The organism is Bradyrhizobium sp. USDA 3311 (assembly GCF_054062495.1).
On record NZ_JBSSFI010000001.1, the window covers coordinates 2,372,670 to 2,392,065 of the forward strand.

General features: G+C 62.3%; 12 protein-coding genes and 1 tRNA gene. 6 read left to right on the forward strand and 7 right to left on the reverse strand.

Annotated elements, in window-relative coordinates; translation table 11 throughout:
• Window positions 1-34 precede the first annotated feature (34 nt).
• Window positions 35-1,504: a coniferyl aldehyde dehydrogenase gene (locus ACVWW6_RS11090; protein ID WP_456680724.1), complete on the reverse strand. Its 1,470-nt coding sequence runs from the start codon at window positions 1,502-1,504 to the stop codon at window positions 35-37.
• A 311-nt stretch (window positions 1,505-1,815) separates the two neighbouring features.
• Between ACVWW6_RS11090 and ACVWW6_RS11095 the strand changes: the two genes are divergently transcribed.
• Window positions 1,816-1,892: transfer RNA gene (locus ACVWW6_RS11095), tRNA-Met, on the forward strand.
• 142 nt (window positions 1,893-2,034) lie between these two features.
• Here the strand turns inward: ACVWW6_RS11095 and ACVWW6_RS11100 are convergent.
• On the reverse strand, window positions 2,035-2,295 hold the full coding sequence (locus tag ACVWW6_RS11100; RefSeq protein ID WP_456680725.1) for a hypothetical protein: 261 nt from the start codon (window positions 2,293-2,295) through the stop codon (window positions 2,035-2,037).
• A 244-nt stretch (window positions 2,296-2,539) separates the two neighbouring features.
• Here ACVWW6_RS11100 and ACVWW6_RS11105 point away from each other — a divergent pair, with 244 nt between their 5' ends.
• Window positions 2,540-5,503 carry an autotransporter domain-containing protein gene (locus ACVWW6_RS11105; protein WP_456680726.1) on the forward strand — a complete coding sequence of 988 codons (2,964 nt, stop codon included), beginning with the start codon at window positions 2,540-2,542 and terminating at the stop codon, window positions 5,501-5,503.
• Between the two features lie 9 nt (window positions 5,504-5,512).
• Here ACVWW6_RS11105 and ACVWW6_RS11110 read toward each other — a convergent pair whose 3' ends face one another.
• The gene (locus ACVWW6_RS11110) at window positions 5,513-5,824 is read right to left on the reverse strand and encodes an ArsR/SmtB family transcription factor (protein WP_456680727.1); all 312 of its coding nucleotides are present in this window, start codon (window positions 5,822-5,824) and stop codon (window positions 5,513-5,515) included.
• 95 nt (window positions 5,825-5,919) lie between these two features.
• On the opposite strand from ACVWW6_RS11110, the gene ACVWW6_RS11115 reads away from it, so the two are divergent.
• Window positions 5,920-6,672 carry an SDR family NAD(P)-dependent oxidoreductase gene (locus tag ACVWW6_RS11115; protein ID WP_456680728.1) on the forward strand — a complete coding sequence of 251 codons (753 nt, stop codon included), beginning with the start codon at window positions 5,920-5,922 and terminating at the stop codon, window positions 6,670-6,672.
• A 195-nt stretch (window positions 6,673-6,867) separates the two neighbouring features.
• Here the strand turns inward: ACVWW6_RS11115 and ACVWW6_RS11120 are convergent, their stop codons facing one another.
• From ACVWW6_RS11120 to ACVWW6_RS11130, 3 genes are all read right to left on the reverse strand, one after another.
• The gene (locus tag ACVWW6_RS11120) at window positions 6,868-10,755 is read right to left on the reverse strand and encodes an AAA family ATPase (protein ID WP_456680729.1); all 3,888 of its coding nucleotides are present in this window, start codon (window positions 10,753-10,755) and stop codon (window positions 6,868-6,870) included.
• A gap of 312 nt (window positions 10,756-11,067) precedes the next feature.
• Window positions 11,068-12,105 carry a thermonuclease family protein gene (locus ACVWW6_RS11125; protein ID WP_456680730.1) on the reverse strand — a complete coding sequence of 346 codons (1,038 nt, stop codon included), beginning with the start codon at window positions 12,103-12,105 and terminating at the stop codon, window positions 11,068-11,070.
• A gap of 235 nt (window positions 12,106-12,340) precedes the next feature.
• Window positions 12,341-12,835 carry a hypothetical protein gene (locus ACVWW6_RS11130; protein WP_028173761.1) on the reverse strand — a complete coding sequence of 165 codons (495 nt, stop codon included), beginning with the start codon at window positions 12,833-12,835 and terminating at the stop codon, window positions 12,341-12,343.
• Between the two features lie 284 nt (window positions 12,836-13,119).
• Here ACVWW6_RS11130 and ACVWW6_RS11135 point away from each other — a divergent pair, with 284 nt between their 5' ends.
• From ACVWW6_RS11135 to ACVWW6_RS11145, 3 genes are all read left to right on the forward strand, one after another.
• Window positions 13,120-16,176, forward strand: a complete 3,057-nt coding sequence (locus ACVWW6_RS11135; protein WP_456683149.1) for an ATP-binding protein — start codon at window positions 13,120-13,122, stop codon at window positions 16,174-16,176.
• A 339-nt stretch (window positions 16,177-16,515) separates the two neighbouring features.
• The gene (locus ACVWW6_RS11140) at window positions 16,516-17,721 is read left to right on the forward strand and encodes an OpgC domain-containing protein (protein WP_161536864.1); all 1,206 of its coding nucleotides are present in this window, start codon (window positions 16,516-16,518) and stop codon (window positions 17,719-17,721) included.
• A 40-nt stretch (window positions 17,722-17,761) separates the two neighbouring features.
• The gene (locus ACVWW6_RS11145; protein ID WP_028173764.1) at window positions 17,762-18,250 is read left to right on the forward strand and encodes a DUF2059 domain-containing protein; all 489 of its coding nucleotides are present in this window, start codon (window positions 17,762-17,764) and stop codon (window positions 18,248-18,250) included.
• A gap of 33 nt (window positions 18,251-18,283) precedes the next feature.
• Here ACVWW6_RS11145 and ACVWW6_RS11150 read toward each other — a convergent pair whose 3' ends face one another.
• A complete protein-coding gene (locus ACVWW6_RS11150; protein ID WP_011090598.1) occupies window positions 18,284-19,396 on the reverse strand; it encodes an ABC transporter permease in 1,113 nt (370 codons plus the stop codon).

A 19,396-nucleotide genomic window follows, 5' to 3' on the forward strand; every position in this document is an offset into this window, starting at 1 on the left:
TCCGGGTTCGCTTCGCGCCCCGGAACGACTGCCCCTACGACATGAACCGCATCATCTTCTCCAGCCGCGCGATCTTGCCGCCGTAGGGCGGGTAGAGATCGGCGAGGCGGTTGAATTTCGAGCGGTAGAACACCGGCTTCAGCTTGCTGAACGTGCGAAAACCCCATTCGCCGTGATAGGCGCCGGTGCCGGATGCGCCGACGCCGCCCATCGGCTGGTTCACCTGCGCGAAGTGGAACAGGCAGTCGTTGACGGTGACGCCGCCGGAGACGGTGCGCGACAGCACCGCGTCGCGGGCGTCGCGGTCCTTGCCGAACCAGTAGAGCGCGAGCGGCCGGTCGCGACGGTTGACGAAGGCGATGGCATCGGCCGGCTCGCGATAGCCCAGCACCGGCAGCACCGGCCCAAATATCTCCTCCTGCATCACCGCCATGTCTTCGGTGGCGCCAAGGATCAGCGTCGGCGGGAATTTGCGGTGCGCCTTCCAGTTGGGATCGTCGGCCCTTGCCGGTTGCAGGATTCTTGCGCCGCGCTCTACGGCATCCGCGACGAGACCTTCGAGCCGCGCGTAGTGCCGGTCGGAGATGACGGAGGTGTAGTCCTTGTTCGCGGGATCGGTGCCGAACATGCGCCGCATCTGCGCGCGCAGCTTCTCGGCGAAGGCCTGCAGCGAGCGCTCCGGCACCAGCACGTAGTCCGGCGCGATGCAGGTCTGCCCGGCATTGAGCAGCTTGCCGTAGGCGATGCGCTCGGCCGCCTCATCGAGATCGGCGGAGGCGTCGATGATAGCAGGCGACTTGCCGCCGAGTTCGAGCGTCACAGGCGTCAGATTGCGCCCCGCGGCCTCCGCGACCAGCCGTCCGACCCGGGTCGAGCCGGTGAACACCAGATGATCGAAGGGGAGCGACGCAAAGGTCTTGGCGATCTCGTCCTCGACGCCGGTGACGAGCAGCTCGGTCGCGTCGAACCTTGCGGCAACCGTCTCTTTCAGCAGGCCTGCGAAATGCGGGACGAGCTCGCTCGGCTTGATCATGACCAGGTTGCCGGCGGCAATCGCGCCGATCGCGGGCGCCAGCGTCAGCTGGAGCGGATAATTCCAGGGGGCGATGATGCCGACGACGCCGAGCGGCTGCGGGATCAGCCGGTTGCGCGCCGGCAGGAATTGCAGCGCGGTGGCGATTCGCTGCGGCGCCATCCAGCTCTTCAGGTGTTTTGTCGCATGGCGTATCTCGCTGTAGACCATCATGGTCTCGGCGATGGTGGTCTCGACCGCCGAGCGGTGGCCGAAATCGGCCGAGATCGCCTGGCGGAAGCGCTCTTCATTGTCGGCGACGACGGCGCGCAGCCGCGCCAGCCGGTCGAGCCGCTCGGCCAGGTCAGCGGCCGGCTCCGCCCGCGACCGCGCGACCATGGCGTGGAAGGCGTCGTCGAGGGCCCGCAGCGGGGCGCTCGTCAGGGATCGGTCCAAAGATCTGTCCAAGATCTGGTCCCGGATATGGTCCATGGCGTTGCTCCCTAAACTGGCGTTTCGCCCCTGGTTTTGTTGCGGCAAGCTGGCCCTTTGCGGAACTTCTGGCAAGAGCGCGGCTGGCGGGCCGGAATCCGGTCCATCCACCTGTCATAAAGTCGAAAAAAACGTCCTCGCAGCCCTTTCCAAAGGCAGCCCGGGTTGGTACATACCCCCCGCAACCGACGGGCTTTGCCCCGGGGTTGCCTTCCAAGGAAGCCTTTGGGACGGAAGAAGCAAGCCACGCGAACAGCGCCGGCCCTCATCCCCCGTCCCCGGCATTTTAACGAAGGCGCGCAACGGTTTAACGCGGGGTGGAGCAGCCCGGTAGCTCGTCAGGCTCATAACCTGAAGGTCATAGGTTCAAATCCTATCCCCGCAACCAAATTCGGACTTCACCGGTTCCGATACGAAAATGGCCCGCATCGCGCGGGCCATTTTTGTTTTGCCATTTTTGTTTTGCCATGGGCGCTTCAATCGTCCGAAAGGCCACGACGGCTGATCCGGATCGGCGGACGATCAGACCGTCAGATCGACGCCAGTCGTTCGGTGCTCTGGGCGCTTCCGTCGCTGGCCTGACCGGAGCCGCTCGATGAGACCGGCGCACTGCCGGCGGATGACGTCGTGCCGGCATTCGCTCGCTTTGCCGATGAAGCGTCTTGCAAATACGCGTAGGCATTCGCGCCCGAGATATTCATTGTCCGATCCTCGTTCGTCTGCACGACGAGGAATTGCACGATCCGTACCAATCCTGCGCGCTGCGATTGTTGATTGATGGATCGAGACAAGTCCGACGCTTCGTCGCTCGCGAGGCCGCAGGCCCGATCAACCGCCGGACCATTCTGCCGACTGTCGGCAATTCTTTCCGCTTCCCGTTGAAGCGAGCATCGACGGTTCGCGTGACTGTGCCGTCTCTGCATCACCGTCCGTCGGAATCCGCGCGTGAGACACACGGCACATCACGGCGGCGGGCGACCTGTTACGGATTTTCGCGCCGCCGCCCAGCACTGATCGCGGGCGGCCTCCTCCTTGATGTCGCAGATGATGATGAACAACAGGTCCTTGCCGCTTTCTCCCGATGAGATCGACCCGTCGCGCGACCGGCATCGCTCCGGTCCGCGCACGACGGCGCCTTCGCGATGCGCCGGCCTTGGATGGCTGTTGCGCAGGGCTCTGCTTGCGAGCGTCGGTGTTCTTGTCGGCCTTGCGGCGCAAATGATGCCGGCGCATGCGCAGCTGGTCGGCGGCAACGGCGGCACTGGCGGCGCCTACTCCGACAGTGTCCCCGGAGCCGGCGGCGCCGGTGGTCTGGCGGGCGACGGGAATGCAGCGGGGAATGGCGCAAGCGGCGGTGGCCCGGACACTGCGGGAAGCGGTCCGTACGGGGGCGCAGCCGGAAACAGCGTTGCGCCAGGCGGAGGAACCGGGGGCGCGGGTTATTCAGGCGGCGGTGGCGGCGGCAGCGGCAGCGGAGGCGGGGGTGGATTCCAGGGGGGCATCAACGCCGGGGGCGGCGGCGGGGGTGGTGGCCGGGCCGCGACCGTCAGCGGCAACTACGCCGCGGTGGTCAACCTGACCGGCGGAAATGGCGGAGCAGGCGGTCCTGGCCCCTACAACGGGTCGGCCGGCGGGGGCGGTGGCGGCGGCGATGGCTTGTACCTGTCCGGCGGCGATCTGCAGGTCAATGCCGGCGTCTTCATCAGGGGTGGTTCGGGCGGCGATGCAGGCACAACTTCCGCCGATGGCAATGGCGGCGCCGGTGGAGGTGGAAAGGGTGTCGTCGTCGGCACCACTGCAACCGTGACCAATGCCGGTTCGATCACGGGAGGAAGCGGCGGTTCTGGCGGCGGAAGCGCAATCGGTTCTGGAAGCGGCGGCGGCGGCGGCGATGGTCTTGTTCTCGCGGCCGGGGGCATCGTCATCAATACCGGCATGATTTCGGGAGGCACCGGTGGCCCCCAAGGTGATCCCAGGTATCCGGCCTTTTTTCCGCCCGTCGCCGGCGGCGCGGGAATCAGCGGCGCCGGCCTCGTCGTGCAGAATGCGGGGATCATCAGCGGCGGGCTCGGAAATGCCGGCACGGGGGCCCGCGCCAACGCCATCACATTCACCGGCGGCGTCAACAGTCTGGAGCTTCAGGCCGGGTCGACCGTCACCGGCAACGTCATGGCCTTCAGCTCCGCTGACACGCTCCGGCTGGGCGGAGCCGCCAACAGCTCGTTCGACCTGTCGACGCTCGGCGACTCCGCCCAGTACCGCGGCTTCGGCAGCTTCGTGAAGACCGGCAGCAGCAACTGGACGCTGACGGGATCGAGTTCATTCACAGGCGCGGTCAGTGTCGATGCCGGCATTCTCTCCGTCAACGGCTCGCTCGCCTCGGCGTCGCTGACCACCGTCAACACCGGCGGCACGCTCGGCGGCAACGGCACGGTCGGCAACACTACGATCAATGGCGGCGTGCTGGCGCCGGGCAATTCGATCGGCCTCCTGACCGTGAACGGCAATCTCGTCTTCACGGCGCCGTCGACTTACGTGGTCGAGGTTTCGCCCGCCAATGCCGATCGCGTCAACGTGACCGGCACCGCGACCCTGGGCGGGGCCACCGTCAGTGCCGTGTTCGCGGCCGGCAGCTACGTGGCGAAGCAATACACGATCGTCAATGCCGGCGGCGGGGTGACCGGCACGTTCGGCGCGCTGGTCGATACCAACCTGCCGGCCACCTTTCACACCAGCCTGAGCTATGATGCCAACAATGCCTATCTCGATCTGGCGCTGAACTTTTCCATTCCCGGCGGGCTCAACGTCAATCAGCAGAATGTTGGAAATGCGTTGTCGACTTTCTTCAACCTCACCGGCGGCATTCCCGCCGTGTACGGCACGCTGTCGCAAGCGGGCCTGACGCAGGCCTCCGGCGAAACCGCCACCGGGTCGCAGCAGACCACGTTCGACGCGATGACGCAGTTCATCGGCGTCCTCACCGATCCGTTCATGGCCGGCCGGGGCGATGGCGGATCGTCGCCGGCCGGTGCGTCGCAATTCGCCGACGAGGATGGCTCCCGTGCCTACGCCTCCACCGGTCGCGGACGTTCCGCCGCGGAGCGCGACGCCTATGCCGCGCTCTCCCGCAAGGCCCCGGCGGCGTTCGACATCGTAATGCAACGCTGGAGCGTATGGGCCGCGGGCTATGGCGGTTCGCAGACCACCGACGGCAATGCCACGACGGGATCGAACACGGCGACCAGTCGCATCGCCGGCACGGCGGTCGGCGCCGATTATCGCTTTTCACCCGACACCGTCGCCGGCTTCGCGCTGGCCGGCGGCGGCACGAGCTTTGGCGTCGCCAACGGCGGCAGCGGCCGGTCGGATTTGTTTCAGGCCGGCGCCTTCCTTCGCCACGGCGTCGGCGCGGCCTACGTCTCCGCCGCGCTGGCGTATGGCTGGCAGGACATTACCACCACCCGCACCGTCACCATCGCCGGCAGCGATCAGTTGCGAGCCCGCTTCAACGCCAACGCCTATTCCGGCCGCGTCGAGGCCGGCTATCGCTTCGTGACGCCGTGGATGGGGCTCACGCCTTACGCCGCCGGCCAGTCGACCATCTTTGATCTGCCGGCCTATGCCGAACAGGTGCTCGCGGGCAGCAATGCCTTCGCCCTGAGTTACGGTTCGCGGAGCGTCACCGACACGCGCAGCGAGCTCGGTCTGCGCGCGGACAGGTCGTTTGCGCTGAGCGATGCCGTCCTGGTCTTGCGCGGCCGCGCCGCCTGGGCGCACGACTTCGATCCCGATCGCGCTATCGCGGCCACCTTCCAGGCGCTCCCGGGCGCATCATTCGTGGTCAACGGCGCGGCGCAGGCGCGCGACTCCGCGCTCGTCGCGGCCTCGGCCGAGGTGAAATGGCGCGGCGGCGTCTCGTTCGGCGCTTCCTTCGAGGGCGAGTTTTCGAACGTCACAAGCAGCTACGCCGGCAAGGGTATCATCCGCTATGCCTGGTAGTGGCGACACTCACTCAGGAAAGCTCAGGATCATTTTCAACAGTTTTGGAAATCGCGCATTGATGTCCTCCTCGCGCACGACATTGCGGTGCTGGACACCTTGCTTTGACGTCCGGATCAGGCCGGCCTCCCGCAGAATGCGAAAATGGTTCGACAGGGTCGATTTCGCCATGTCAGGGCAAGGCGCCGCATCGGTACACGACATGCAAGCGTTCTGCGCGACCAGGCTTTTGACGATCCGCAGCCGCATGGGATCCGCGAGGGCTCCGAGCACTCCGGCCAGCGTAATCTCGTCCCGCGATGGGTGAACAAACTGCACCATGCCCAAAATATAGCATGCCCCTTGAACTCATTCAATAGTTCACTAGTATTGAACTATTGAATATCGGCATCCCGCCGAACAACGGAAGACATGCGATGACCAATAGACTCGAAGGCAAAGTTGCGCTCGTGACCGGCGCATCCAAAGGCATTGGCGCCGAAATCTCCGCCCGGCTTGCGGCTGAGGGTGCGGCGGTTGCCGTCAATTACAGCTCCAGCAAGCAGGCCGCCGACCGCGTGGTCGCCGCCATCATCGCCAAGGGGGGCAAAGCCGTCGCGGTCCATGGCAACTTGGCCGACGCCAAGGACGTGAAGAGCGTCGTCGCGGAGACCGTGAAGGCGTTCGGTGCGATCGACATCCTCGTCAACAACGCGGGCGTCTACGAGTTCGCCTCGCTCGAGGCCATCACGCCCGAGCATTTCCACAAGCATTTCGACCTCAACGTGCTTGGCCTGCTGCTGGTCTCGGGTGAAGCGGCGAAGCACTTCAACGCCAATGGCGGAAGCATCATCAACATCAGCTCCGGGGTATCGACCATCGCGCCGGCGAACACCGCCGTCTACACTGCGACCAAAGCCTCGGTGGATGCGATCTCCTCCGTGCTGTCGAAGGAGCTCGCGCCGCGCAAGATTCGCGTCAACGCTGTCAATCCAGGCATGATCGCCACCGAAGGCGTCGTGTCGGCCGGCCTGCACGAGGGCGACATGCGCAACTGGATCGAATCCACCACCCCGCTTGGCCGCATCGGCAAGGTCGAGGAGATCGCTGCCGCGGTGGCCTTCTTCGCATCGGACGACGCGTCCTACGTCACCGGCGAGACACTTCACGTCACCGGCGGCCTTCGCTAACGAGCAGGTGCTCTGGTGGTCCGACGTCGCTGAAGGCCAAGTTCGGACTTCGCAGCTTTGGATGAGAAAATGGCCCGCGCGACGCGGGCCATTTTTGTTTGGGGGGCAGCGCTCCCCAAAACTTCCTAATCGCCTCCCGTCCGGCCCCCGACCAGCGTCGAAGGCGCCTCGCTGAACACTAATCCGCGGGCGGCTTTAGGATGCCTTTGAGCCTTGGCCCGGGAGCTCAAAGAGAACGCCAACCACTTCCAGCAAATCGTTTAGCACAGACAGACCTTGCGACCCATCCAAACTAAGCAACTGGGCTGGCGTGGTACCGTCGGGGTTGAGGCTTTCCAACACGACCAGCTTATTGCGGACGCGCAAACGTTTGAAATACCTTTCGCCCGTCTCGTCCACTGCCACGACAAGTCGCCCTTCGAGCCGCTTTAACGTGTCAGAATTAAATTTCGTAGGATGAGTGACGAGAAATTGTCCGTCCAACGCTATAGGCTCGGCACTTCGACCCTGTACCTCGAACAAGCGCGCATTCGCTAAAGCCTTCTCGGCCAAAGAAAAGTCGTTTACCGCAACTACCTCTTGGTTGACGATATGAGGTGGTGGGGACGCAATGTGGGAGACGAACAATGTTCCCACGATTTTTTTCTGCTGTACTTTTTCCTTCGGCGCGATCACCGGCTGAGGGAGTTGGTGGGGTTCAAGCGTTTGTCCTGTCAAGATGGTCATAGTCGGGTGAAGATCTGTCTCGCTATGTCGGCGGGCCAGTACTTGTTCACCAAAGGTCGCGACGACCAGGCTGTGTTTGGTCACAGGGGCAAAGTTCGAAACGACTAGGAAGTCACCAATTCCTACGACCGGATCGAGCGTGCCGGCAGCTAGTTGGTAGATTTCGTGATTAACGAGCTTTATTGGTTGCGCGGAGTTCCATTCCTTGAGGGTGATAATTCCGTCTCCCGCTTTCCCATCCGTCTTCGCCGCGGCGGCAACTCCGGTCTTCATGAGCGTAAGTGACTTCAGCGCGTCCTTATGACCAATCGGGAACGTCACAACATTGTCCGTCCATGCGAACATTCGTGGCTCGCCGGAAAACGCTTCGAACTGCGCACAAACATGGAACGCTTGATGTAGCTTGGGGCGAAGTTGGCTGTCCCAAAACTTCTTTATGTCGGCTGCCTGCGCCACCCCCATTGTTTCGTTATCTTTGTGGTGAGGGTCATTAATTATGTTCATTTCTTTGCCGCCGCCCCCCATAAGCATGCCAACGAGCTCTTTAAAGGTGTTGCGGTTAAAAGGAGGGACGTGCGCTTCGCGCAAGCGCTTCAGCTCGTTTCGCAATGAATCGAGACTCATATCCGCAATCTCCGGGCTTTCCGCCCGCATCATGCACTTCAGCAAATCTTCGCTGTAGACTCTTACAGCGGCAATGAATTGCCTAGCTACGGCGTCGTCATTTTCGGCTTCGGCTTCTTCGTACAGCCGATCGACGTTGGTGCCGTTGACTATCGTCACAACGGGCGACGCCTTGTTGAGAGGAGCAACTAGACCTTGTTGCCCGCTCAACAGATGCTCGTCGACGAGAAATTGAAAGAACTGGCGTTCATGCGTCGTAATGATCAGTTGCATTCCGAGTGGGTCTGTCGGATCTGCGTTAGCAAGACGGGTGATTTCTTGCGCCCACTTTCGCTTGTTGCGGGGATCGAAAGTAACTTGGGGGTCGTCCATAAGGACAAGTGGCACGGGGTTGGATCCTGCCGCTTCGATTGTCTCTTCGCGCAGTGCAAATACAAATGCCCACAGGATTGCACGCAGCCAAGATGTGTTCGCGACCAATAACGCATCGATTTGAAGGCCAGGTTCGAAGCTACCCTCCACCTTGATTGACTTGCGTTCGAGCGATGCATCCTGAAATAAGAAACGCTCTTTCAGTCGAATCTTGTCGAGGACCGAGCGAATGCGACCGGAAAGTGTCGTTATCGATCTTGCTGTTTCAGCTCCGACCAGGTGCTTTAATTCTTTGAGAGGTTCTAGCGCCTCAATGATCGCTTCGCGAACGCGCTGATGTTTCTGTACTCCCTCCCATTTTTCAACGGCTTCTGCCGCGGCGAGTAGATTGACGGCAAGCTGATCTAGAGGTTCAGCTTTCTCGATCGCTTGCTGAAGCGTGTGTAGTTGGCCGGCGATCGACCGCGTGGACGGCGGCTCATCCTTTCCCGTGGTTTTGCCGATGAGCTGCGACCATGCTTCAAGAAAAGAACTTTCATTGCTTTCCCACCATAGCGCGAGGTCGGAGACGACCTGAAAAGAATGCATGGACTGACAAAGGTCGATCGCGGACTGAGGAGCATCTGGCGATAAAGTCCCCACGGCTGGGCCCGTAAAATCTGGGAGGGTAGTCGCCTGTTCATCGACAATCTCGTTCGTGAGTTGGGCGATACCAGTGAGAACGTCGCTGAAGGCGTGATTCGCCGCGAAACGGGAGCGCGTAGCTTCCGAGTACGCTTCTTTCGGTGCCATCGTGCGAAGAAGGTCAAAGTGCTTTCGGATCTCTGGAGTCAATAGTGCCCTCAATTCCCGATCGATGGCACCGCAGGCGTCGTCGATCTTACGTTCCGCCGCGGACGCATGCGCCCGCAGTTCCGCGAGCTCGGCGGCAAGGCTCCTTTGCTGTTCATTTGTAAGCTGTCCTTCGCAGAGCGGACATATCGCGAGAGTGTCGCCTTCAGGCTCAACGAAATATTGGGCTGCTAACGCCTTGAGCCTCAACTTGGCGTCCTTCTTCTGGCGCTCGTGCCAATGCATCGCTTCTGCGAGTTGCTTTTTTGATTCCTCTATAGCCTTGGGAATGGACTTAAAATTCTCATCGCTGAGAGCGGCTTTCAGAGCCGCCCAGGCCTCGAACTGTACGATGCCATTAATGCCCAACTTCGTTATGGCGCGAGCGTTCTCTACCGCTTGTTTTACGCGGGTTCGAACTGCAGCAACGCGTGTGTCCAAGATGTCTGCGATCTCGCTCTTAAGCGTTGCAATGTGTTCGGCGGCTTGGGCCGCAGCCGATGTTGCAGCGTCAACAAGCGATTTGTGATGGTCCTTCTCTCCGAGTGTTCGGAGTTTGGAAAGGTCGATCGCCAAGGCTCCGGCGTGGATCTCCGCCTTGCCTATGTTCGTTGTGAACGAACCTACGATCGCTTCAATACCTTGATCCTTGGCATATTTGTAGAAGCGCTGGGCTTTGTTTCCCAGTTTTGCTGCGCCCTCTGCGATGTCTCCGAGCTGATCGAGGCCCGTTAGAAGCTTTACGCCCTCATACAGCGACTGACTTTTGTCGCCAAAACCTATGCGAGGGATTCGCGCGGGCATTAAGAGCCCGGTTTCAAGCAATTGGGGGATCGTCGTCAGCCTCGCGTCTACTGATACGTCAATTGAGGCAGCGCCGTCTTTAGGCGACGTGAGTTTGCGTTCCGCGACCGCATTCTGTTCGTGTTCGTTCTCAAAAGTAAGCCGTACCCAAGCAACGGCCTCTTTCGCGAGTTCTGCGACAGTTTTGGGGTAAGAAACGACAGACGGCCAAGAGCCGACCTCTTTTCCTCCGGGACTGTTGACTGGTGATCGTTCTCCCAATTCATCGATAAGTCCATCCTGCTCACGAACGCGCTTTCCTGTCATCGCCCATAGGATGGCGTTGCTTAGAGACGTCTTTCCACATCCGTTTTGCCCTTCCAGGCACCAGTTTTCGCCGCCGATGGTCATGTCGAAAGATGGACCATCCCAAGTCGTTAAGCCCGCGAAATTCTTGGCTTCGATGCGAGCTAGCCTCCAAACGCCACCAGCGACGACATCCGTTGTGGCTGCAGTCGATGAGGCGGGATCATTCGTGGCTTCCCATGCTGCGATAAGACCCGGGAAGAGTGTTTCGTTCGCCTCAGCGACCTTTGAAGGGCTTTGCTCGACGAGAAACTTGAAAAGCCGCCTTGCGCCGGGCGTATTGAGCGAGATTGAACCCGCCTTGTGGTTATCAAACTTAGTCCAGGAAAGAGGCGAGCCGTTGAGCAACTGGGCTCTTGCTTCGCTTAACGATATCGGCATCTCAATTTCCAGCTATGCAATAGAGTTTTGCGCCCGGCGTGGGGCTCGGTCGAAGTCTGACCAAGCACTCGGAGGCTAAAATTGGTTGTGTAATAGAAAAATATGTCTGAGAACGAGCGTATAGGCCAGGTAGATCAAGGGCAAGCCACAACTTATTCGAGTTGTGAAAGGGTATTTGGATAGGGCGGTAGAGGCTGTATGCTATCGAGCGCATCAATTTGACGATCGGGCTCGTGCGGGCTCGATAATCGGCGGCTTGGGATCGCGGTTATCGAGCCGGCTTCTGCCGCTTTTTTAGAGACGGTGCGAACCTCAAAACCCCGCAATCGCCTTCCCGTCCGCCCCGACCAGGCTCGACGGCGCCTCGCCGAACACCAGCCCTTCCGGCTGAAACTTGATCACCTTCCCGCCCTCGACGAACTCGGCGAAATTCCGCGGCGTCGCCGAGTGAACGCCGTTGGTCAGGAAGTCGTCGATCTCGTAGCAGGTGTCCGGCTTGCCGCCTGATCCTTCACCCAGGAATTTCTGGAAGTTCTGGCTGGTCACCTTGGCCTTCTTGCGCGCCGACCAGTTGGTATAGCGGCGGTAGAGCTTTGGCAGGATCACCGGGCCCTTGTCGGTCGCGAGCACGTCGGTCTCGTTCTTTTTCGGCTCGCGCAGGTCGAAGTCGAAGGCCGGAACGGTTTTGGCGAGATGTTTCCAGACCGGCAGTTTCTTCGTCCGCGCGGCCTTGGCGAGCACGAGGAAGGCCTTGATCTCGTCGTCGTTCATCGAGGAGTAGAACGTCGGATAGGCAAAGCCCTGCTCGACCAGCCAGTGGTTGATGTCGACCGTCTTGTTCGTGACCGCCACCTCGATGTCGCCGACCAGCCGTCCATAGGTGTCGAACACCTCGTTCGGCGCATCGACATGGGTGAACACCCGGCAGGCCAGCGTCGCCTCGCCGGCACGGCTGAGGAAATCATGCAGCGCCTTGCTCGACGTCGCGCCGAGGAATTGCCGGTAAGGATGAGTGACCTCGTGATAGGCCTGCCGCTTGGCATCCGCCAGGCCCTTCTTCTCGGCCGGCGACAGCGGCGACGGCTGATAGTGCAGCTCCGGCGCGTCGATGCCCTGAAGGCGCACGGTCAGCTTGCCGTTCTTGATCGGCGCCGTGTTGGTCCGGCCCTTGACCTTGGCGTTGTCGAAGACATGGGTCGGCTGGAACGGCGAGGTGTCGTTCTTGCGGAAGCGGATCGCATCGGGCGCGACGTTCACCACGACCTTGGTGGTGTCGGCGTCAGACCTCCCCTCCGGCCAGAACTGGCTGACCTCGATCGTGCCTTCGACCTCCAGCAGTTCCACCGGCATCGGCCGCTCCTGTCAACGGACGCGACGGTTGCCTCAAGCAGGCGACTCGCACGCGCACAGCTGGAGCGGATCATTTTCGTGCGACAGGCCCATGACGGGGCGGCAGCGAGACAGTGCGCCGCGGCCTTCGGGCCGAGCGGGCGGGGCATGATTGGTCCGTCGCGCAACGTATGCTGTGGCGACGACGGACCACCTTCGATTGGTGCGGAAGCCTCCGCGCTGCTCCCGCTCGGAATCAGGGTCGGTACGGACAGACCATCGTCAGGTGGAGCAACGTCGGCGCCTGGTCCTCACCATTGTCGTACTCCCACTCCAGCCGGATTTCGTGCCGGTCGGCATAGGCGTCGCTCGCCGCGTGGGTGATGATATTCGTCTTCATCGGGATCGGCGGCTCGGAATTGAAGCATTTCCGCACGCAGGCATCGAGCAGCGCGCATCGCGTCAGCGGGATCACGCCGGGCTCGTCCTTGGACAGCGGGACCGTATTCAGCTGCGTGGTGAGGTCGACGCGAGCCCGGCCCTTCTCCTTGTGCCAGTACGCCGCACTCCCGTCCGGCCATTTGTCCGCCGGCGTCAGGATCAGGTGGTACTGGCCGTACTCCAGGGTCGGCAGATGGATGTCCGGCGACGCCTTGAGGATGTCCACGCTCCTCTGCATGTTTTCCAGAGGGAAATAATTGTCGTTCATCAAATCTTTGAATGAAGCCCCGGTGTAAGTTCTCGACCCCATCGTCTTTTCCCTCAATATGTCCTTGGCTTTGCGAAAATACATACAGCTCCACGACGCCGGTTCGTTTTGCCAACCCGGCCTCGCCGATATATGCCCCATCTTTGCTGGGATTTGCGTACGCTACCACTCAGGACTGTGTTTCGTCCAGATCGCCAACCGCACCGTGCCCCGCTAAACGGCGATGGGCAAGTCCGATTGCTAAGCGGTTCTTGATAGGTATTCTTACCACGAGTTGCTCGCGGGCGCTGGACGACAGCGACGCCGCGATCCTTGAAGGCGCAGGAATGCATTGCTTCGCGTGTCAGTCGGCGATTGATCCCGACGATAGCTGGTGCTCCAAGTGTGGGGCGGCGGTACGTCGGCGTGCTGATCCCGACAGCGAGCGGCGGTTTGTGACAATTCTCCGAGCCGACGTCATCGACTCCACAGGGCTTGTTGCCGAACTGGAGCCGGAGGAGGCCGTCTCGCGCCTGGAGCCTGCGCTGGCGGCCATGAGGGGCGCGGTACGCCAGTTTGGCGGCATCGTCAGCAAGGAGTTGGGGGACGGCTTGGCGGCTGTCTTTGGTGCCCCGATCGCCGACGACAACCATGCGCCGCTGGCCTGCCATGCGGCCATCGAGCTTGTCCGGCGCGTTGGCCGTCTTGGCGATCCCGGACTTCAGGTTCGGGTCGGCCTCCATTCGGGGCACGTCGTCGCCTATATGGTCGCCAGCGAGTTTTCCAAGGTCTACGAGATCGGAGGCGCCGCTCAGCATCTTGCCGCGCGGCTGGAGGCAGCGGCCGAGGCCAATCAGATCTACGTGTCGGAAGCCTGCCAGAAACTCGCGGATGGACATGTCCGATTCGAATCCCTGGGCCTCAAGGTGCTGCGCGGCTTCAACGAGCCGCTGCCGGTCTACCGTGTCGTCGGAGCGAGCGACCTTTCAAGCTGGCGGGTGCGACGTGCGCGGAGCGTTTCGCGGTTTGTCGATCGAACGACCGAGCGGGCCCTGTTGGGACGTGCCGCGGAGAGGTCCAGTGCAAGCCGGCAGACGGTCCTTCTGATCGGCGATGCAGGCATCGGAAAATCGCGGCTCGCACATGAGTTCGCCCAGGAGCTCAAGGCCGATGGCTGGCGGTTGATCGACGCCGAGTGCAGCCCGAACCTTCAGGGCGTGCCGTTCAGCGCGCTCAAGCGCATTATACTTTCGATCTCCGAAGTTACCGCCAGAGATTCGGATGGTCTGGTCGACATCCGACAGGAGTTGCAGGCAATCCATCAACTCGCGATCGATTCCATATTGGATATTCCGGTCGAGGATCCTCGCTGGAGCGAGTTGGAGCCTTACGCGCGCGCGCGTGCCATTTCCGATGCAAGTTGCGCCATCGTTCAAGGCTTGGCCTTCCAGCAGCGCACCGTTCTTCTCATCGAGGACCTGCACTGGATCGACCGAGCCAGCGATGCGGTTGTTGCTGCAATCGCGTCGTTGCAGAGCCCCAACCTGATGGTTTTTCTCACGAGCAGGCCGAACGGCATGCCTGAGTGGATCGCGCGCTGCCACGCGGAAGTGATTGCAATGCGCCCCCTGGATGACGATTCGGGATTGGCCATGTTGGCCGATATGCTCGGACCGTCGGCGACGAACACCGATTTGAAGAACCGTATCATCTCTCATACGGCCAACGTTCCCCTGTTTCTCGAGGAAGTCTGCCGCGGACTGAAAGATAGTGGCACGCTTCGCGGTCAGTGGGGTGACCTTGCGCTCGTTCGACCCATTGATGAGCTCGGCATCCCCACCAGCATTCAGGGCGTGATTGCGGCGCGGCTCGATCGCATTTCAAGGCAGGAGCGCTCGGTTCTCCAAATAGCGGCGGCGCTGGGGCCGCGCTCAAGCGTGATGATGCTGCGGAACGTCGCGGCGCTGCCCGAAGACGTTTTCCAGGATTGCCTTGGAGCGCTCGACCGAGCCGAGCTCCTCGTCAGGATCGATAGTGAACTTGAGGACTCGATCGAGTTCCAGCACGAGATGGTCCGCCAAGTGACCTACGAGTCGATGGTCGAAAAGGTGCGCGAAAATATACATGCGCGAATTCTTGCGGCCTTCGAAAGCGACGAGACATGGAGCGACGGTCCTGACACGCTTTGCTACCACGCAATGCGCGCGAAGGATTGGCTGAAAGCGTTCGGGTACGGGAGGGGGGCCGCGCGGAAATGTCTTGTGCGCTCGGCATATGCCGATGCGGTCGACTATTTCGGGATCGCGATGAGTTCGCTCGACAAAACACCGATGACTCCTTCGCGGGAGGCAGATGCAATTGACCTCCGGATGGAGGCGCGAATGGCATTCATCTGGTCCGGTCAGGTTGCCGAGTGGATCGATCTCGGAAAAGAGGCCGAACGCCGGGCCAGTGGAATTGACGACATCGGAAGAAAGGTCGCCGCCATGACCGTCATGGCGGGTGGACAGAATTTCTACGGAACGCCAACTGAAGCGGTTGCGCTCGGCCGGGAGGTCGTTGGCCTCGCCGAGAAGTCAGGCAACCCGGGTTGGCGCAACCTTGCACAATACAATCTGGGACAGGCCTATTTTCTCGCCGGTCGATATCGCGAAGCGGAGCAGACGTTGGCGCGAGGCCGCGCTAATCTCATGGGACCGGAGGCAAGCGCGCCCTTCGGTACGCCCCCAAAATACACGCTCCTCCTCTGCTGCATGATGAAGAGCTTCACCCACACCGTGATGGGCGAGCTCGATGCCGCCGAACAGCTCCAGCAGCAGGCCGCGGCGATTGCGGAGGAGACCGGCCGTCCCTATGACCGCGTCGCGGCGGCCTATAGCGGCGGGTGGCTGAAGCTCGGCCGCAACGATCCGGCGGCGGCCGCCGCCATCCTCGAAGAGGGTTTCGTCCTCGCGCAGAAGCATGGCATTCGGCTGTTCGTGCCGGTGCTCGCCTGCCACCTCGGCATCGCCTATCTCGAGCAGGGTCTGTTCGACCGGGCGCGCGGCATGCTCGGCGAGGCGCGGGAGGAGGCGAAGGCGGTCGGCTATACCTCGGCGGTGCTGCGCAGCTCGATCTACCTGGCGCTGGCAACCTGCCGGCTCGGCGACGTCCAGGCCGCGCAGAACATGCTGCGCGAGGCGCGCAACACCGCGCGGCAGCAGGGGTTTGCCGGCCTCGAGGCCGAAGCCCTGTTCGGCGAAGCCGTGGTGACGCCGCCCTCCAGCGAGGAGAACAAGGCCGCGATCCTTGCCGCCCTGCGCGCGGCGATCGCGATCGCCTCCGACAGCGGCGCGCTGCCGCTGAAGCAGAAGGCCGAGGCGATGCTGACCGGGATGCTCGCCCGGGGCGACGAGATCGCCTGACCCCTGACTCTCAATCCGCCTGCCGTGCGATCGTACCGCCGGGGTGACCTTCTTGCCCGACATATCGTTTTATTTCGTAGTAATCACAATGGCTTATCGTGCCACTTCTACTGTGCATGGGGTTGTTTTCGATGTTTTAGTGGGATGGCCGCCGGTTCGGCGCGGCCCGGCGGTGGTCCCCGCCGCCCGTGATGACGAAGTCCCTTGCGCGGGCACCTGGGTCGGCTACCGTTGGCGGGAAGCTAGCCGCAGGGCCAGGTGATCTTTTGATTCGCGTTTTTTAGCATTGCATTTTGTCGGCGCCGCCACGGCGCGACGCCCACCGGAAGAGGCGGGGCCATGATCACACGGGACCAGTCAGCACTGTTGGCGCCGGTCGAGCGCGACCTGCGGCTCGACCTCTTCCGCGGCATCGGCCTGTGGATGATCTTCCTCGACCACATCCCGCACGACGTCGTGGCCTGGCTGACGCTGCGCAATTACGGCTTCAGCGACGCCGCCGAGTTCTTCGTCTTCATCTCCGGCTACCTGGTCGGCTGGATCTACGGGCCGATCATCGCGGGCGGCTGGTTTCTCGCCGCGCTCAAGCGGCTGTGGCGTCGCGCGGCCGAGATGTACGTCGCCCACATCATGTTGTTCCTACTGTTCACGGCGCAGATCGCGCGCACCGCGCGCCGCTTCGACAATCCGATGTACGAGCACGAGTTCAACGTGTTCAACTTCCTGTCGCATCCGGACGAGCTGATCGGGCAGGCGATCGTCCTGAAATACAAGCCGGTCAATCTCGACGTGCTGCCGCTCTACATCGCGCTGGTGTTCGCCTCGCCCTTCATCGTCTGGTGCCTGGTGCGGCGGCCGAACCTGACCCTCGCCGCCTCCGTGGTGCTCTATGTGCTGTCGCGCTGGTTCGACTGGAACGTCGCCTCCTATCCGCCCGGCACGAAATGGTACTTCAACCCGTTCTGCTGGCAGCTGATGTTCGTGTTCGCGGCCTGGTGCGGCATCGGCCAGATCGGGAAGATCGCGAAATGGGTGTGGTCGAAGGCGGCGATGACGCTCGCGGCGGCCTGGCTCGCCTTCGCGCTCCTGATCGTGATGACCTGGCACGTTCCCGCGCTCGAGGCCCTGATCCCGAAATGGATGATCAAGGCGATCTACCCGATCGACAAGACCGATCTCGACATGCTGCGCTTCACGCATTTCCTGGCGCTGGCGATCTGGGTCACCCATTTCATCTCGCGCAAATGGCGGTCGCTGCACACACCCTGGCTGCGCCCGGTCATCCTCTGCGGCCAGCATTCGCTGCCGATCTTCTGCCTCGGGGTGTTCCTGTCGTTCTCCGCGCACTGGATCCTGACGCAATACACCAAGGGCGTCTGGGAGCAGCTCGCCGTCTCCGTCGTCGGCATCGTCATCATGATCGGCGCCGCCTGGCTGCTCGATCGTGCCGAACGCGTGCCCAGCCTGTTCGTGAAGGTGACGGAGGTCGAGGATTCCGAGCCCGAAAGCGCTCCGGCCGCGGCCGGGGCGCCCGCGAGCCGTTGAAAGCATCGTGGCGCCAGCCCGCCTTCTCACGGAGAGGTTCATGTCCAGACGTTTGTTGACGATCGCCGGCACGCTCCTGTTCCTGGTCTGCGGCGCGTCGGCGCAGGCGCCGCCGCCGGAGGCGATGAATGCGGCGCGCAAGCTCGTCGTCACGCTGAAGATTGCGGACCAGTATCGTGCGCTGCTGCCGCAGCTCCTGCTCAAGCTCAGGCCGGTGGTCGCCCAGGACAGGCCGGAGATCGAGCGCGACTATGATGCGCTGACGGCGCCCGGCGCCGAGATCTACGCTCCGTTCGTCGCCTCGATGATCGATCAGATCGCGGCTCTCTACGCCGCCAGCTTCACCGTCGATGAGCTGCGCCAGATCGAGGCGTTCTACGCCCAGCCCGTGGGACGAAAATTCCTGGAGAAGTCGGATGCGCTGGCGCAGGCGAGCATGCAGATCGGCCAGGACGTCGGTCAGAAGGCGGCCGACGAGCTGAAGCAGCGCCTGATCGAGGCGCTGCGGCAGAAGGGGCACAAGCTTTGAGGCCGGGCAATACGCTCGGGCCGCGCGTCGTGCCTAGGCCAGAAACGCGCGAAACCGGCGCTGCGCGATCAGGAAGAAGACGACGCCGATCAGCGTGAGCGCGACGAGCTGCGGCCAGACGGCCTCCAGGCCCGCGCCGCGGAACAGGATCGCCTGCGCGAGCATCACGAAATGCGTGTTGGGCGCCGCCAGCATGATGTCCTGGACGAATTGCGGCATGCTCTCCCGCGGCGTCATGCTGCCCGACAGGGTTTGCAGCGGCAGCAGGATCATGATCAGCAGCAGCCCGAACTGCGGCATCGACCCGGCGACGGTGGCGAGGAAGATGCCCATGCTGGTGGTGGCGAAGAGCTGAAGCGCCGCGCCGACGAGGAACAGCGCCACCGAGCCATCGATGGTAACCGCCAGCCACCCCTTGACCACGAAGATGATCGACAAGGCGGAGGCGATCAGCACCACCGCTCCCATCGACCAGATCTTGCTCACCATGATTTCCAATGGCGTGACCGGCATCACCAGCAGGTGCTCGATCGTGCCGTGCTCGCGCTCGCGGATCAGCGCTGCGCCGGTCAGGATGATCGAGAGCATGGTGATCGAGGTGATCACGTGGTCGATGGCGCCGAACCAGGACTTCTTCAGTTCCGGGTTGAACCGCGCCCGCAGTGCCAGCTCGATCGGTGCGGCCTGTGCATTGCGCGTGTGCGCCAGAAATTCCGCGATCTCCGCGCTGACGATCTGCTCGACATAGCCGCCGCCGTTGAAGGCCTGCGAGATCCGCGTCGCATCGACGTTGAGCTGGATCGCGGGCGATCTCCGCGCCAGCAGGTCGCGCTGGAAGTCCGGCGGTATGTCGAGTGCGAAGGTGTCGAGACCCGCGTCCATCCGCCGGTCCATCTCGTATTGCGAAATCAGGCGCGGCTCGGAAAAGTAGGGTGGCGTGAACGCCATCTCGATGCGGGTCGATATCGGCGAATGGTCTTCGTCGACGATGGCGATCGCGGCGCGGTTCAACGTTTCCGGCAGTGCCTTGGCACCTGCATAGACCGCCAGCGTGAAGGAGTAGACGATGAGCACGAGCAGCATCGGGTCGCGCACGAGGCCGCGCAATTCCTTGATGCCGAGCTGAAGCACGTTGTCGATGCGCAT